Source organism: Stenotrophomonas sp. 62841_Sma (assembly GCF_056482945.1).
In genome coordinates this window covers 2168340-2182213 of sequence record NZ_CM151224.1, presented here as the reverse complement: position 1 = coordinate 2182213, position 13874 = coordinate 2168340, and the positions used below count along the sequence as shown (strand labels likewise).

The window sequence follows — 13874 nt, the reverse complement described above, 5'->3', positions numbered from 1 at the left end:
AATCCCCTCCGTCCCCTTTTTTCATGCAGGCAGGCAGTGCTCGACGATCAGCTGGATGGCGCTGCCGCCACGATAGTCATCGCAGGCCAGCCGATAGGCCAGATGCACATGACGGCCGGGTGCGTTGCCGTGCCAGCCGCCGAAGTGGATCGCGTTGATCGTGCCGGGTACGCCTGGCAGGCGCAATTCAAGCTTGAGGTGGCGTTCCTTCAGGACGCGCCAGTTGGCCACTTCGAAGTGGCCGTCGAACAGCGGTTCGGGGAAGCCCTGGCCCCACGGTCCAGCCAGGCGCAACGCATCGGCGTGGCGATGATCCAGCTCGTCTGCGGCCAGTTCGCCGTCGCTGAGAACCTGCTGCTGCAGTGCCGCGGGCTCGAGCATTTCCAGCACGACAGCCACGAAGGCCGCCTTGAAGTCATCGACGTGATCCAGCCGCAGGCTGAGGCCCGCCGCCATGGCGTGGCCACCGAAGCGTTCGATCAGGCCCGGATGGCGCGCGTCGACCAGTGCCAGCGCGTCACGGATGTGCAGGCCGGGAATCGAGCGCGCCGAGCCACGCAGCGTGTCGGCGCCCGGTTCGGCCGGGGCGAAGGCAATGACCGGGCGATGCAGGCGATCCTTCATCTTCGATGCGACCAGGCCGACCACGCCCGGGTGCCAATCGGCATCGAACAGGCAGGCCGCCACCGGGCGCTGGCCGGCCATGTCCAGCACCACGTGGGTCAACGCCTGCTCGGCGTCATCGGTCATCGATTGCTGCACCGCGCGCCGTTCCGAATTGATCTGCTCCAGCGTCTGCGCGATCTCGCGCGCCTGGCGCGGATCTTCGGTCAGCAGCAGCGCGATGCCCAGCGCCATGTCCTCCAGCCGGCCCGCCGCGTTCAGGCGTGGGCCGAGTGCGAAGCCGATGTCGGTGGCAGTCAGTCGCGTGGCGTCACGGCCGCTCGCTTCGATCAGCGCACGCAGGCCGACACAGCCCTGCCCCGCGCGCAGCCGGCGCAGGCCCGCGCTGACCAGTGCACGGTTGTTCGGATCCAGCGCCACCAGGTCGGCGACGGTGCCGACCGCCACCAGGTCCAGCAGCGTGGTCAGGTCAGGCCCCTTGCCATCGGCAAAGACACCGGCCTCGCGCATCTGCCGGCGCAACGCCATCAGCACGTAGAAGATCACGCCGACACCGGCCAGCGATTTGCTGGGAAAGGCATCACCATCCAGATTCGGATCGACGATGACATCTGCCGGCGGCAGCTGCGGGCCGGGAAGATGATGGTCGGTGACCAGCACCTGCCAGCCACGCGCCTTGGCCGCAGTCACACCCGCATGGCAGGCAATGCCGTGATCGACCGTGACCAGCAGGTCCGGTTTCAGCTCGGCCAACTCCTCCACCAGTGAAGGTGACAGGCCATAGCCGTGCACCATGCGGTTCGGCACCGCGTGGAAGACATGCTGCGCGCCGAGCATGCGCAGGCCACGCACACCGACCGCACAGGCGGTAGCACCATCGCAGTCGAAGTCGCCGACCACCAGGATGCGCTTGTCGTTGGCGATGGCCTCGACCAGCAGGCCCACTGCATCGTCGATGCCGGTCAGCAGCTCGGGCGCATGCAGGCTGCCCAGCTTCGGCAGCGCCAGCTCCGGGGTACCGGCACCGCGACTGGCGTAGAGCCGCGCCAGCAACGGCAGCGTGCCCTCCGGCCAGTTGGCGGGCGCAACCGCATCGCGGCGGCGGATCGTCGGCGTATCAGAGGAGGGCTGCACGGCATCGGCGGCAAGGGACATCGGCATCGCCGGTTACGAAAGACAGAGGGATGATACCGCGCGCGGGAGAGGCTGGCGGGATTGTGCCCGGCAGCTGCGGTAGTGCCGGCCGCTGGCCGGCAACCCCGGCAAACGTCCAGGGTCAGAGCCGTTTTCCGATGGAAAACGGATCCGATCCCGCTCAATCGTGAAGCTGCCGCGGCTTTTTCCAGAACTGCCAGCGCTGGCCACGATCCAGCTGGAACTGCAGGCCATCCTCGAAATCCAGCACCAGTCGCGGCAGCTCGCCGCGTTTCAGCGCGGCCAGCAGTGGCCGGATCGCATCATTGCCGAGCTGCTGCAGGGAGCGCAGCTGGCGCAGGTCGACCAGTGCATCCACCGCCTGCTCGCCATCCACGGCCACGCCCGCCGCCAGAGCCAGGCCCTGCAGCAGGGCATCACGACTGCGCACCTGCGCATGCGCCGTGCTGACCGACACTGGCATCACGCCACCGCCCCAGAACCACAGCGAATTGATCGGCTGTTGTCCCTGCGCGGCGCGCTGCTGGTTCCAGGAATGGTTGTGCAGCAGCACCTGCGCTTCGGTCATGAGCGCCCGCCAGCGGCGACCGCCCTCGCCTTCCGGCAGGTGCGAGAACAGGTCATCGCCCAGCACCTCGTCCGGACTGTCGAAGTCCGGCAGGGCCAGGTCGATCGGAAGCCGCAGGTACCAGCGCGAGGGATCGGGCGCGTCGAGCACGAACCCGGCATCGGCGAACAAGGGCTGCAGCACCGGCAGCAGGGCCAGGCAGTCGGCCAGCGTCGGCCGCAGCGTTTCGCCGTAGGCCATCATCCGCGCGCCATGCATGTCCGGCACCATGCAGGCCGGATCGGCGCGCAGCCAGCTGGCGCCGGCGGCATCGCCGACGTCGCGCTGGCGGGTCAACGCGGCCACCGGCCAGTGCGGCGCGGCAACCGTGAAGTGGCGCGTCAGCTGCGCGCGTTCGCCCGGCGCGACCTGCACCGCCGTGGCGCGGCCGAGCGCACGCGCCACATCGTCCGGCAGCGCAGCCGCGGCAAAGCGGCTGCGCGCCGGCAACAGCAGGGTCGCCGTTGCCACCGGGTCAGTCCACGTAGCTGACGCTGACGATCTCGTACTCGCGCTGGCCGGCCGGGGCGTCGATCACGATCGAATCGCCTTCCAGCTTGCCGATCATCGCGCGCGCCACCGGCGAGGAGATGGCGATCAGGCCCAGCTTGATGTCCGCTTCCAGGTCACCGACGATCTGGTACTTCTTCTCTTCGTCGGTTTCCACGTCGGCCAGAGTCACGCTGGCGCCGAACACCACCTTGGAGCCGGCATTGAGCTTGCTCACGTCGATGATCTCGGCGTGCGACAGCTCGCCTTCCAGCTGCTTGATGCGGCCTTCGATGAAGCCCTGTTCCTCGCGCGCGGCGTGGTACTCGGCGTTCTCCTTCAGGTCGCCATGCTCACGCGCTTCGGCGATGGCCGCAATGACCTTCGGGCGCTTGACCGACTTCAGGTGATCCAGTTCGTCGCGCAGCTTCTGCGCGCCCTTCATCGTGATGGGGGCTCTCATGCATTCAACTCCTTGTGCAGCTCCTGCAGCGACCAGACGGGGCCGGTGCCGCGGAATTCCAGTGAATCCACCAGCGCCTTGGCGCCGGCAATGGTGGTCGAGTAGGTGACGCGATGCTGCAGCGCCTCGCGACGGATCGAGAACGAGTCGTTGATCGCCGAACGACCTTCGGTCGTGTTGACGATGTAGACGATCTCGCCGTTCTTGATCGAGTCGACGATGTGCGGACGGCCTTCGACCACCTTGTTGATGATCTCGCAGTCCATGCCGTGCTGCTGCAGCCACGCGGCGGTGCCACGGGTGGCGACCAGGCTGTAGCCACGCGCCAGCAGTGCCTTGGCCACCGGCAGCACGCGCTTCTTGTCCGGATCGCGGACCGAGACGAAGGCCTTGCCGACCGGCGGCGCCTTGATGCCACCGGCTTCCTGCGCACGCGCGAAGGCGGCGTTGAAGGTGCGGCCGACGCCCATCACCTCACCGGTGGAGCGCATTTCCGGCCCGAGGATCGGGTCGACGCCCTGGAACTTCGCGAACGGGAAGATCGCTTCCTTCACCGAGTAGTAGTCCGGCACGATTTCCTTGGTCGCGCCCTGCTCGGCCAGCGTTTTGCCGGCCATGCAGCGGGCGGCGATCTTGGCCAGCGGCATGCCGGTGGCCTTGGACACGAACGGCACGGTGCGCGAGGCACGCGGGTTCACTTCCAGCAGGTAGATGGTGTCGGCACCTTCATCGCTGGTCTGGATCGCGAACTGGGTGTTCATCAGGCCGACCACGTTCAGGGCCTTGGCCAGTTCCACCACCTGACGACGCAGCTCGGCCTGGGTTTCAGCCGACAGCGAGTACGGCGGCAGCGAGCACGAGGAATCGCCCGAGTGCACGCCGGCTTCTTCGATGTGCTCCATCACGCCGCCGATCAGGACGTTGCCCTGGGCATCGGCAATGATGTCGACGTCGCACTCCACGGCATTGTCGAGGAAGCGGTCCAGCAGCACCGGCGAATCGTTGGACACCTTCACCGCGTCGCGCACGTAGCGGGCCAGGTCGGCTTCGCCGTAGACGATTTCCATCGCACGGCCGCCCAGCACGTAGCTCGGGCGCACCACCAGCGGGTAGCCGATCTCGCGGGCCAGCAGCAGGGCTTCCTGGTCGTTGCGGGCGATGCGGTTCGGCGGCTGCTTCAGGCCCAGCTTGTCGACCAGCTGCTGGAAGCGCTCGCGGTCTTCGGCCAGGTCGATGGAGTCCGGGCTGGTGCCGATCACCGGCACGCCGTTGGCTTCCAGCGCGCGCGCCAGCTTCAGCGGGGTCTGGCCGCCGTACTGCACGATCACGCCCTTCGGCTGTTCCAGTTCGACGATCTCCAGCACGTCTTCCAGGGTCAGCGGTTCGAAGTACAGGCGGTCGGAGGTGTCGTAGTCGGTCGACACGGTTTCCGGGTTGCAGTTGACCATGATGGTTTCATAGCCATCCTCGCGCAGCGCCAGTGCCGCGTGCACGCAGCAGTAGTCGAACTCGATGCCCTGGCCGATGCGGTTCGGGCCACCACCCAGGATCATGATCTTGTCGCGGTTGCTCGGCGCGGCCTCGCACTCGTCCTCGTAGGTCGAGTACAGGTAGGCGGTGCCGGTGGAGAACTCACCGGCGCAGGAATCCACGCGCTTGTAGACCGGGCGCACCTTGTGCGCACGACGCAGCGCGCGGATGGCGGCTTCGTTGGTGCCGGTCAGCTGCGCCAGGCGCGCGTCGGAGAAGCCAGCGCGCTTCAGCTTGCGCAGGCGGGCGGCGTCCAGCGCGTCGATGCCACCGGCAGCGACTTCGGCTTCGGCCGCGATGATTTCCTCGATCTGGTCCAGGAACCAGTGATCGATGAACGACAGTGCGTAGATCTCTTCCACGCTCATGCCGGCGCGGAACGCATCGGCGACGAAGAACAGGCGCTCCGGGCCCGGGGCCTTCAGCTCGCGGCGCAGGGTCTGCAGGTCTTCTTCGTTGCTCAGGTCCAGGCCGGTCGGGTCGAAGCCGACCTTGCCGGTCTCCAGACCGCGCAGTGCCTTCTGCATCGATTCCTGGAAGGTGCGGCCCATCGCCATCACCTCACCCACCGACTTCATCTGGGTGGTCAGGCGCGCATCGGCGGCCGGGAACTTCTCGAAGGCGAAGCGCGGGATCTTGGTGACGACGTAGTCGATCGACGGCTCGAACGAGGCCGGGGTCAGGCCACCGGTGATTTCGTTCTTCAGTTCGTCCAGGGTGTAACCCACGGCCAGCTTGGCGGCGACCTTGGCGATCGGGAAGCCGGTGGCCTTGGAGGCCAGCGCCGAGGAACGCGACACGCGCGGGTTCATCTCGATGACGACCACGCGGCCGGTCTTCGGGTTGATGCCGAACTGCACGTTCGAGCCACCGGTATCGACGCCGATCTTGCGCAGCACGGCGATGGAGGCGTCGCGCAGGCGCTGGTATTCCTTGTCGGTCAGGGTCTGCGCCGGGGCCACGGTGATCGAGTCACCGGTGTGCACGCCCATCGGGTCCAGGTTCTCGATCGAGCAGACGATGATGCAGTTGTCCGCGGTATCGCGGACCACTTCCATCTCGAACTCCTTCCAGCCCAGCACCGACTCTTCCACCAGCACTTCGGTGGTCGGCGACAGTTCCAGGCCGCGGCTGACGATCTCGACCAGCTCTTCGCGGTTGTAGGCGATGCCGCCACCGCTGCCGCCCAGGGTGAAGCTGGGGCGGATGATGGTCGGGTAACCGACGCGGGTCTGGATCTCCAGCGCTTCGTCCAGGGTGTGGGCGACGGCGGCGGTCGGGCATTCCAGGCCGATCTCACCCATGGCGACGCGGAACAGCTCGCGGTCTTCGGCCATGCGGATCGCTTCGCGTTTGGCGCCGATCAGCTCGACGTTGTACTTCTCCAGCACGCCGTTGTCGGCCAGGTCCAGCGCGCAGTTCAACGCGGTCTGGCCACCCATGGTCGGCAGCAGCGCATCGGGCTTTTCCTTGGCGATGATCTTCTCGACCGTCTGCCAGTTGATCGGCTCGATGTAGACGGCGTCGGCCATCCCCGGGTCGGTCATGATCGTGGCCGGGTTGCTGTTGACCAGCACCACGCGGTAACCCTCGTCACGCAGGGCCTTGCAGGCCTGGGCGCCGGAGTAGTCGAACTCGCAGGCCTGGCCGATGACGATCGGGCCAGCACCGATGATGAGGATGGTCTTGAGGTCAGTGCGCTTGGGCATTTTCTTCTCTAAGTCAGTACAGCGTGACAAGGGGGGTGATCGCACGCTGTCGATCAGGAATCTTGATCCGCAGCGCCGCGCCAGCGGCAGCAGCGTTGCGGGGTTTACGGTCCATCGCGACGCCACCGGGGGGCCGGCGGCGTACTGATCACGCCTTGGCCTGCTCCATCAGCACCACGAAGCGGTCGAACAGCGGACCGACATCGGTCGGGCCCGGCGACGCTTCCGGGTGGCCCTGGAACGAGAACGCCGGCACGTCGGTGCGGGCGACACCCTGGTTGGTGCCATCGAACAGCGAGCGGTGGGTCACGCGCAGGGTCGCCGGCAGGGTCGCTTCATCGATCGCGAAGCCGTGGTTCTGCGAGGTGATCATCACCCGGCCGCTGTCCAGGTCCTGCACCGGGTGGTTGGCACCGTGGTGGCCGTGGCCCATCTTTATGGTCTGCGCGCCCGAGGCCAGGCCCAGCAGCTGGTGGCCCAGGCAGATGCCAAAGGTCGGGATCTTCACGTCGATGAAGGTCTTGATCGCTTCGATGGCGTAGTCGCACGGTTCCGGGTCACCCGGGCCATTGGACAGGAACACGCCGTCCGGCTTCAGTGCCAGCACTTCGGCGGCCGGGGTCTGTGCCGGCACCACGGTCACTTCGCAGCCGCGCTCGGCCAGCATGCGCAGGATGTTGGTCTTCACGCCGAAGTCGTAGGCCACGACCTTGTACTTGGCCGGCACGCTGACGAAGGCGTTGGCATCCAGGTCCAGCTGGCCCTCGGTCCAGGTGTAGGTCTTCTCGGTAGTGACGACCTTGGCCAGATCCATGCCCTTCAGCCCCGGGAACTTGCGGGCGGCTTCCAGTGCCTTTTCCACGTCGATGTCACCGGCCATCAGCGCACCGTTCTGCGCGCCCTTCTCGCGCAGGATGCGGGTCAGCTTGCGGGTGTCGATGCCGGCGATGGCGACCACGCCGCGCTGGATCAGCCAGTCCTGCAGCGACACCTGGCTGCGCCAGTTGCTGGGACGGCGGGGAACATCGCGCACGATCAGGCCGGCCGACCACACCTTGGACGCTTCATTGTCCTGGTCGGTCATGCCGGTGTTACCGATATGCGGATAGGTCAGCGTGACCATCTGCCGGGCGTAGGACGGGTCGGTCAGCACTTCCTGGTAGCCGGTCATGGCGGTGTTGAACACCACCTCACCGACGGACAGGCCGGGCGCGCCTACGGATTCGCCCTCGAATACGGTGCCGTCTTCGAGGACGAGGATTGCGGCTTGGGTCACGGGAATCTCACTTTGGCTACCGAGGGGGCTGCCGAAGTCACGCCTGCGCTTCACGGAAATCCGGTTGCAAAAAAGCGCGGACGTGCGGTCTGGGACCGGTCCGGCTTTCGTGATTCGGCGAGTGCGAATTGTAGCGCTGCCGGGGCGCTCGCGCCAGCGGTTATCGAACTTCATGAACAGGCGATTGCGCATTCATTTCAATCCGGCGGCGTATGCGGGCCGCCATGACCCTGGTAGACGCCAACCTTGGTTGGCGCTTCCCGGAAAGCCTGCCAACCAAGGTTGGCATCTACCATCGGCCTGGACCGTTACCGGGGGCCGTCCAGCAGGTCCCGCACCCGGTAGCTGCCCGGGGCGCGGCCCTGCAGCTGGCGGGCGGCAAACAGGGCGCCGCGGGCGAAGATGTCGCGGTTGGTGGCCCGGTGCACCAGCTCGATGCGCTCACCCAGTCCTGTGAACTGCACCAGATGCTCGCCGACGATGTCACCGGCACGCAGGCTGGCGTAATGCGGCTCCGCCCCGCCCCGCTGCGCGGCCGCGCCCAGGGTCAGCGCGGTGCCCGACGGCGCGTCCTTCTTCTGCGTGTGGTGCGATTCGACGATGTCGCAGTCCCAGCCGGCCAGCGCCTGCGCCGCGCGCTCGACCAGCTCGTCCAGTACCGCCACGCCCAGGCTGAAATTCGACGCCCAGACCAGCGGGATGGACGCCGCCGCGGCCTCCAGCGCCTGCCGCTGTGTGCTGGAGATGCCAGTAGTGCCCGAGACCAGGCCCGCACCCCGCTCCACGCATAGCGCCAGCATCGGGTCGAAGCCCTCCGGCAGGCTGAAGTCGATCGCCACATCGAACACCGGCGCGCCAGGCAGTTCGCTGGCGCCGAAGAACGGCACGCCGTCGACCACGCGCTGGGTCGGCGCACGGCCGGTTACCGCAGCCACGATCTGCAGGGTTTCGGGATGTTCGGCGGCCAGCCGCAGCAGGGCCTGGCCCATGCGCCCGGAGGCACCGTGAATGAGCAATCGCAGGGGAGTCTGGTTCATGCCTGCAGGCTAGCGGCAGCACGCCCGCTCCGGCAAGCGCCATCGCTGCTACGCTGCATGCCCTTTCATGCAATGGATGGCAGCTCCTTCATGCAGATCAGCGAACAGCTGGTGCTGGTCACCGGCGCCGGCCGCGGCCTTGGCAAGCACATCGCCCGCGCCTTCGCCGCCCAGGGCGCCCGCGTCATCATCAACTACCACCGCAGCGAAGCCGCCGCACGTACGCTGGCCACTGAGCTGGGCGGACAGGCGATCGCGCTGCCGGCCGACGTCACCGACCGCGCCCAGGTGGATGCAATGCTGCAGCACGCGCTGGCGCACTTCGGTCAGGGCGTCACCACCGTGGTCAACAACGCGCTGGCCGCCTTCTCGTTCAATGGCGACGCCCGCGACAGCGCTGCCGACATCGGCTGGCCGGCCTTCCAGGCCCAGTTCGAGGGCAGTGTGCGCGGTGCGTTGAACACCGTGCAGGCCGCCCTGCCCGGGATGCAGGCGCGCCGCTTCGGCCGCGTGATCAACATCGGCACCAACCTGTTCCAGAACCCGGTGGTGCCCTACCACGACTACACCGCTGCCAAGGCCGCACTGCTGTCGCTGACACGCACCCTGGCCGGCGACCTCGGCCCGCACGGCATCACCGTGAACATGCTGTCCGGCGGCCTGCTGCGCACCACCGATGCCAGCGCCGCCACGCCGGAAGCGGTGTTCGACTACATCGCCGCCAACACCCCGCTGCGCAGCGTCACCACCCCGGCCGAGTTCGCCGATGCGGCGCTGTTCTTCGCCAGCCCGTGGTCACGCGCGGTGACCGGGCAGAACCTGGTGGTGGATGGCGGACTGGTGCGGGACTGAGCCGATGCGCATCTCCGAGGTCAGCCGCCTGACCGGGGCCAGCGCCAAGGCCATCCGACTGTACGAGGCGCGCGGCCTGTTGCCGCCGGTGCCACGACTGAACCGCTACCGCGACTACAGCGAACAGGACGTGGCCTGGGTGCAGCTGATCCGCCAGGCGCTGGGGCTGGGCATCACGCTGGCGGCAATCTCGCGCCTGCAGGGCCGCGACGGGCGGCTCGACTGGCAGGCAGTGCTGGCCCTGCTTGAGCAGCAGCGCAGCCGCATTGCCAGCGAGCGGGCACGGCTGGCGCAGGTCGAGCTCGACCTGCAGCAGGTCAGCGACGAACTGCAGCAGTGGCTGCTCTCCGGCAGCAATGACTGCGTGCTGGAACCCAGCGGCTGCACGACCCAGGCTTGACTCTGCCCTTGGGGCAGACCGCAGCCTCGCGCACTTTCCATTGCCCGAGGTTGCCGTGTCCCGTTCCATCCTGATCCTGCTCGGCCATCCCGACCGCAACAGCCTGTGCGGCGCCCTCGCCCAGCGCTACGCCACCGCCGCCGAGAATGCCGGCCACCGGGTGCGCTTGATCGCATTGGGTGAACTCGAGTTCGATCCGGTGCTGCGGCATGGCTACCGCCAGATCCAGCCGCTGGAAGCCGACCTGCAGCACGCAGCGGAAGCGATCGAGGCCTGCGATCACCTGGTGCTGGTCTATCCCACCTGGTGGGGTGCGATGCCGGCGCTGCTGAAGGGCTTCTTCGATCGCGTGCTGCTGCCGGGGTACGCCTTCCGCTACCGGCACGATTCGGTGTGGTGGGACCGGCTGCTGGCCGGGCGCAGCGCGCGGGTGATCACCACGCTGGACACGCCGCCCTGGTACTACCGCTGGATCTACCGCGACCCGGGCATCACCCAGATCCGCGCCCCCCTCCTGGAATTCTGCGGCATCCGCCCGGTGCGGGTCAGCCGTCTCGGTGCGGTGCGCAGCAGTACCCCAACACAACGCAGCAAGTGGCTGGCGTTGGCAGCAGAGCTGGGTTCACGCGCCAGGTAGATCCACGCCATGCATGGATGAAATGCCGGCCACGTTCCATGTGTCGCGTTTGCCAATTGACCGCCAGGCACCGCGCCTCAAGGCTGTGAGCCCCCCTTCCGGCCCAGGCAAAGCCCATGAAATCCTCGACTGTCTTCAGCAAGTGCGCCAGGAAGACGGGCTTTTCCGGCACGTCGACGACCCGCTACCGCTTGCTGGATGCCGCCCTGCTTGTCGTCAATCACCAGCGCGCCAGCGAAAGCCGGGGCTTCTATGTGAATGCTGGGCTCTACTTTCCAGAACTGCTCGAGCATCCCCTTGCGCCTGACGATCTTGAAACGGCTTTCCGGTACCGCTCCAGCATTCCCACGCCCCATGTCGACTGGCGGATCGAAGAGACGCCCGGCCTGCGCCGGGCTTTCATCCAGCAGGATCTGGATGATCTGCTGGAGGCCGGCAATCGCGATGGGATGAAATGCCTGCTGCTCGATGCCCTTGCCGACGTGGCGGGCTTCGCGGCAACCCATGGAAACCGCGAGTCGGTGCGGCGATTGAATCAGGACGGGAACTTCCGCGCGCTCATCCGCAGAGAGGTTTGAACCCCGGGAGCGTGCGAACCAAGGTTCGCACCTACCAGGACACATTCAGTGCTGTTTGGGCGGCGTCGGCCCGCAGCTGTCGCAACCGCCACAGGCACCACCGCCGCCCGTGGCCGGCGGCGCGATTTTCCGTCCCAGCGTCTGCATCCAGGCGGCGCGGCCCGGCTTCAGCAGGGCCAGCGCAAGCGCGCCACGCAGCTTGCGCACGGTGCCGGGGAACTGCTTCTTCAACACCACCCAGGCACTGACCAGTACGGCCACCGCGATGATCAGGTACTGGATCAGCAGGCCGGTATCCATCAGCCGCCTCCCAGCGCCTTGGTCACCTGGTAGGTGATCAGCGCCGCCACGTAGGCCGCAGCAAACAGGTAGAACGCCGAGAAGGCCATCGTCTTCCACGAATTGGTCTCGCGCTTGATGGTGGCCAGCGTCGAGATGCACATCGGGGCGTAGATGTACCAGACCAGCAGCGACAGCGCGGTGGCCAGCGACCAGCCGTCGCTGATCAGCGGGGTCAGTGCCTGGCTGGCGGCATCGTCATCGGCCGCCGACAGCGCGTACACGGTGGCCAGCGAGGACACCGCCACTTCGCGCGCGGCCAGGCCCGGAATCAGCGCGATGCAGATCTGCCAGTTGAAGCCCAGCGGCGCAAAGAACACCGCCATCGCATGGCCGATCTGGCCGGCGTAGCTGTAATCGATGGCCGGCATGGTGGCGCCGGCCGGAGCCGCCGGGAACGAGAGCAGCACCCACAGCAGGATGGTCAGCGCCAGGATGATGCCGCCGACGCGCTTGAGGAAGATCATGCCCCGCTCGTACAGGCCGACCGCCAGGTCGCGCACGTGCGGCAGGCGGTATGACGGCAGCTCCAGCATCAGCGGGTGCTCGCTCTTGTCGCGGCGCCACTTCTTCATGATCCACGACATCGCCAGCGCACTGAGGATTCCCGCCGCATACAGGCCGAACAGCACCAGGCCCTGCTGGTTGAACACGCCCCACACCGTCTTCTGCGGGATGAACGCGCCAATCAGCAGCGCGTACACCGGCAGGCGTGCCGAGCAGGTCATCAGCGGCGCGACCAGGATCGTGGCCAGGCGGTCACGCGGGTCCTGGATGCTGCGCGTGGACATGATGCCCGGCACCGCGCAGGCGAAGCTGGACAGCAGCGGGATGAACGAGCGGCCGGACAGGCCGGCGGCGGCCATCATGCGGTCGAGCAGGAACGCCGCACGCGGCAGGTAGCCGGATTCCTCCAGCACCAGGATGAAGAAGAACAGGATCAGGATCTGCGGCAGGAACACCACCACGCCACCCACACCTGCGATGATGCCGTCAGTCAGCAGGCTGGCCAGCGGGCCTTCCGGCAGCACGCTGCCAACAAACGCACCAAGCCAGGCGAAACCGGCCTCGATGCCGTCCATCAACGGTGTCGCCCAGGCATACACCGCCTGGAAGATCAGGAACATCACCACCGCCAGGCTGATCAGGCCGAACACCGGGTGCAGCAGCCAGCGGTCCAGCGCGTCGTCGACTTTGGCGGTCCGTGCCGGCATGCGCACGGCCACCGACAGGATCTCGCGCACCTTGGCGTGGTAGTCGATGCCACCTTCCGGGCCCGGCACCGGCGCATCCAGGTGCGGCACCATCGCATCGAGGCGCTCGACCAGGGCCTTGGCGCCCTGCTTGCGCACCGCCACGGTTTCCACCACCGGCACGCCCAGCTCGCGCTCCAGCGCGGCCACGTCCACCTGGATGCCACGGCGCTGGGCCGCATCGACCATGTTCAGCGCAACCACCATCGGCTTGCCCAGCTCGCGCAGTTCCAGCGCGAAGCGCAGGTGCAGACGCAGGTTGGTGGCGTCGATCACGCACAGCAGCACGTCCGGTGCAGCCTCGCCCGGGTAGAAGCCCCGGCACAGGTCACGGGTGATTGCCTCGTCCAGGCTGGCCGGGTGCAGGCTGTAGGCGCCCGGCAGGTCGAGTACGGCGAACTCGCGGCCGGACGGCGCGCGCAGGCGGCCTTCCTTGCGCTCGACGGTGACGCCGGTGTAGTTGGCAACCTTCTGCCGGCTGCCGGTCAGCTGGTTGAACAGCGCGGTCTTGCCACTGTTGGGGTTACCGACCAGCGCAATGCGCAGGGGCGCGGTAGAAGTTGCAGCGGTCATGCGCGACGCTCCTGGCGGTTGGCGTCGACCACGACGCGCTTGGCTTCACTGATACGCAGCGCAAACCGGGTAAACCCGACCTGCACCAGCAGCGGCTCGCCACCGACCGGGCCCTTGGCCACCAGGCGCACTTCCTCGCCCTTCACGAAACCCAGCTCGCGCAGGCGACGGGCGATGGCATCGTTGGCATGGAGGTCCTGCACGGACTCGACCACGGCCGAGGCGTGCAGCGGCAGTTCGGACAGCGTCATCTAGCGCATTCTCTGCTGGATGTAAATGGTTCTCGATTCTAACATTCCCGCGTCGCGTCATGGCCCATGACCAATGGCCCGCTATGATCCATACAGGTATG

13 protein-coding genes are annotated in these 13874 nt (G+C 67.2%); 4 read left to right on the top strand and 9 right to left on the bottom strand.

What is annotated here, in order from left to right; all coding sequences use genetic code 11:
* Nucleotides 1–21 precede the first annotated feature (21 nt).
* The 6 genes from recJ to ACZK5G_RS10200 all read right to left on the bottom strand — a co-directional run bounded on the left by recJ (nt 22) and on the right by ACZK5G_RS10200 (nt 8842).
* Entirely contained in the window at nt 22–1779 is a 1758-nt protein-coding gene (recJ, locus tag ACZK5G_RS10225) for a single-stranded-DNA-specific exonuclease RecJ (RefSeq protein WP_478466278.1), read from the bottom strand.
* A gap of 160 nt (nt 1780–1939) precedes the next feature.
* A complete protein-coding gene (locus ACZK5G_RS10220) occupies nt 1940–2857 on the bottom strand; it encodes a phosphoglycerate mutase (protein ID WP_478466276.1) in 918 nt (305 codons plus the stop codon).
* A gap of 4 nt (nt 2858–2861) precedes the next feature.
* Nucleotides 2862–3326, bottom strand: a complete 465-nt coding sequence (greA, locus tag ACZK5G_RS10215) for a transcription elongation factor GreA (RefSeq protein ID WP_026347191.1) — start codon at nt 3324–3326, stop codon at nt 2862–2864.
* Nucleotides 3327–3334: 8 nt separating this feature from the next.
* Entirely contained in the window at nt 3335–6577 is a 3243-nt protein-coding gene (carB, locus tag ACZK5G_RS10210; RefSeq protein ID WP_478466275.1) for a carbamoyl-phosphate synthase large subunit, read from the bottom strand.
* Between the two features lie 148 nt (nt 6578–6725).
* The gene (carA, locus tag ACZK5G_RS10205; protein ID WP_478466273.1) at nt 6726–7853 is read right to left on the bottom strand and encodes a glutamine-hydrolyzing carbamoyl-phosphate synthase small subunit; all 1128 of its coding nucleotides are present in this window, start codon (nt 7851–7853) and stop codon (nt 6726–6728) included.
* Nucleotides 7854–8161: 308 nt separating this feature from the next.
* Nucleotides 8162–8842, bottom strand: coding sequence for a 4-hydroxy-tetrahydrodipicolinate reductase (locus ACZK5G_RS10200; RefSeq protein WP_032128797.1), 681 nt, complete (start codon nt 8840–8842; stop codon nt 8162–8164).
* A 138-nt stretch (nt 8843–8980) separates the two neighbouring features.
* Here ACZK5G_RS10200 and ACZK5G_RS10195 point away from each other — a divergent pair, with 138 nt between their 5' ends.
* The 4 genes from ACZK5G_RS10195 to ACZK5G_RS10180 all read left to right on the top strand — a co-directional run bounded on the left by ACZK5G_RS10195 (nt 8981) and on the right by ACZK5G_RS10180 (nt 11357).
* The gene (locus ACZK5G_RS10195; protein ID WP_478466272.1) at nt 8981–9742 is read left to right on the top strand and encodes a 3-oxoacyl-ACP reductase; all 762 of its coding nucleotides are present in this window, start codon (nt 8981–8983) and stop codon (nt 9740–9742) included.
* A gap of 4 nt (nt 9743–9746) precedes the next feature.
* Nucleotides 9747–10142: a MerR family transcriptional regulator gene (locus tag ACZK5G_RS10190; RefSeq protein WP_121503177.1), complete on the top strand. Its 396-nt coding sequence runs from the start codon at nt 9747–9749 to the stop codon at nt 10140–10142.
* A gap of 55 nt (nt 10143–10197) precedes the next feature.
* Nucleotides 10198–10779: an NAD(P)H-dependent oxidoreductase gene (locus ACZK5G_RS10185; RefSeq protein ID WP_478466270.1), complete on the top strand. Its 582-nt coding sequence runs from the start codon at nt 10198–10200 to the stop codon at nt 10777–10779.
* 116 nt (nt 10780–10895) lie between these two features.
* Nucleotides 10896–11357, top strand: a complete 462-nt coding sequence (locus ACZK5G_RS10180; protein WP_458075142.1) for a DUF4304 domain-containing protein — start codon at nt 10896–10898, stop codon at nt 11355–11357.
* A gap of 45 nt (nt 11358–11402) precedes the next feature.
* Here the strand turns inward: ACZK5G_RS10180 and ACZK5G_RS10175 are convergent, their stop codons facing one another.
* From ACZK5G_RS10175 to ACZK5G_RS10165, 3 genes are read right to left on the bottom strand one after another with little or no spacing between them, the layout of a single operon-like run.
* Nucleotides 11403–11657, bottom strand: a complete 255-nt coding sequence (locus ACZK5G_RS10175) for a DUF6587 family protein (RefSeq protein ID WP_478466268.1) — start codon at nt 11655–11657, stop codon at nt 11403–11405.
* Nucleotides 11657–13522 carry a ferrous iron transporter B gene (gene feoB, locus ACZK5G_RS10170; protein ID WP_049400127.1) on the bottom strand — a complete coding sequence of 622 codons (1866 nt, stop codon included), beginning with the start codon at nt 13520–13522 and terminating at the stop codon, nt 11657–11659. Before feoB ends, ACZK5G_RS10175 begins: the two co-directional genes overlap by 1 nt.
* Nucleotides 13519–13773 carry a FeoA family protein gene (locus ACZK5G_RS10165; RefSeq protein ID WP_032128790.1) on the bottom strand — a complete coding sequence of 85 codons (255 nt, stop codon included), beginning with the start codon at nt 13771–13773 and terminating at the stop codon, nt 13519–13521. Before ACZK5G_RS10165 ends, feoB begins: the two co-directional genes overlap by 4 nt.
* Nucleotides 13774–13874 lie beyond the last annotated feature (101 nt).

Bases quoted from the DNA above. Each gene is read 5' to 3' on its own strand.
- recJ (WP_478466278.1), bottom strand. From the start codon at position 1,779: ATGTCCCTTGCCGCCGATGCCGTGCAGCCCTCCTCTGATACGCCGACG.
- ACZK5G_RS10175 (WP_478466268.1), bottom strand. From the start codon at position 11,657: ATGGATACCGGCCTGCTGATCCAGTACCTGATCATCGCGGTGGCCGTA.
- feoB (WP_049400127.1), bottom strand. From the start codon at position 13,522: ATGACCGCTGCAACTTCTACCGCGCCCCTGCGCATTGCGCTGGTCGGT.
- ACZK5G_RS10190 (WP_121503177.1), top strand. From the start codon at position 9,747: ATGCGCATCTCCGAGGTCAGCCGCCTGACCGGGGCCAGCGCCAAGGCC.
- ACZK5G_RS10180 (WP_458075142.1), top strand. From the start codon at position 10,896: ATGAAATCCTCGACTGTCTTCAGCAAGTGCGCCAGGAAGACGGGCTTT.
- carB (WP_478466275.1), bottom strand. From the start codon at position 6,577: ATGCCCAAGCGCACTGACCTCAAGACCATCCTCATCATCGGTGCTGGC.
- ACZK5G_RS10165 (WP_032128790.1), bottom strand. From the start codon at position 13,773: ATGACGCTGTCCGAACTGCCGCTGCACGCCTCGGCCGTGGTCGAGTCC.
- ACZK5G_RS10195 (WP_478466272.1), top strand. From the start codon at position 8,981: ATGCAGATCAGCGAACAGCTGGTGCTGGTCACCGGCGCCGGCCGCGGC.
- ACZK5G_RS10200 (WP_032128797.1), bottom strand. From the start codon at position 8,842: ATGGGCCAGGCCCTGCTGCGGCTGGCCGCCGAACATCCCGAAACCCTG.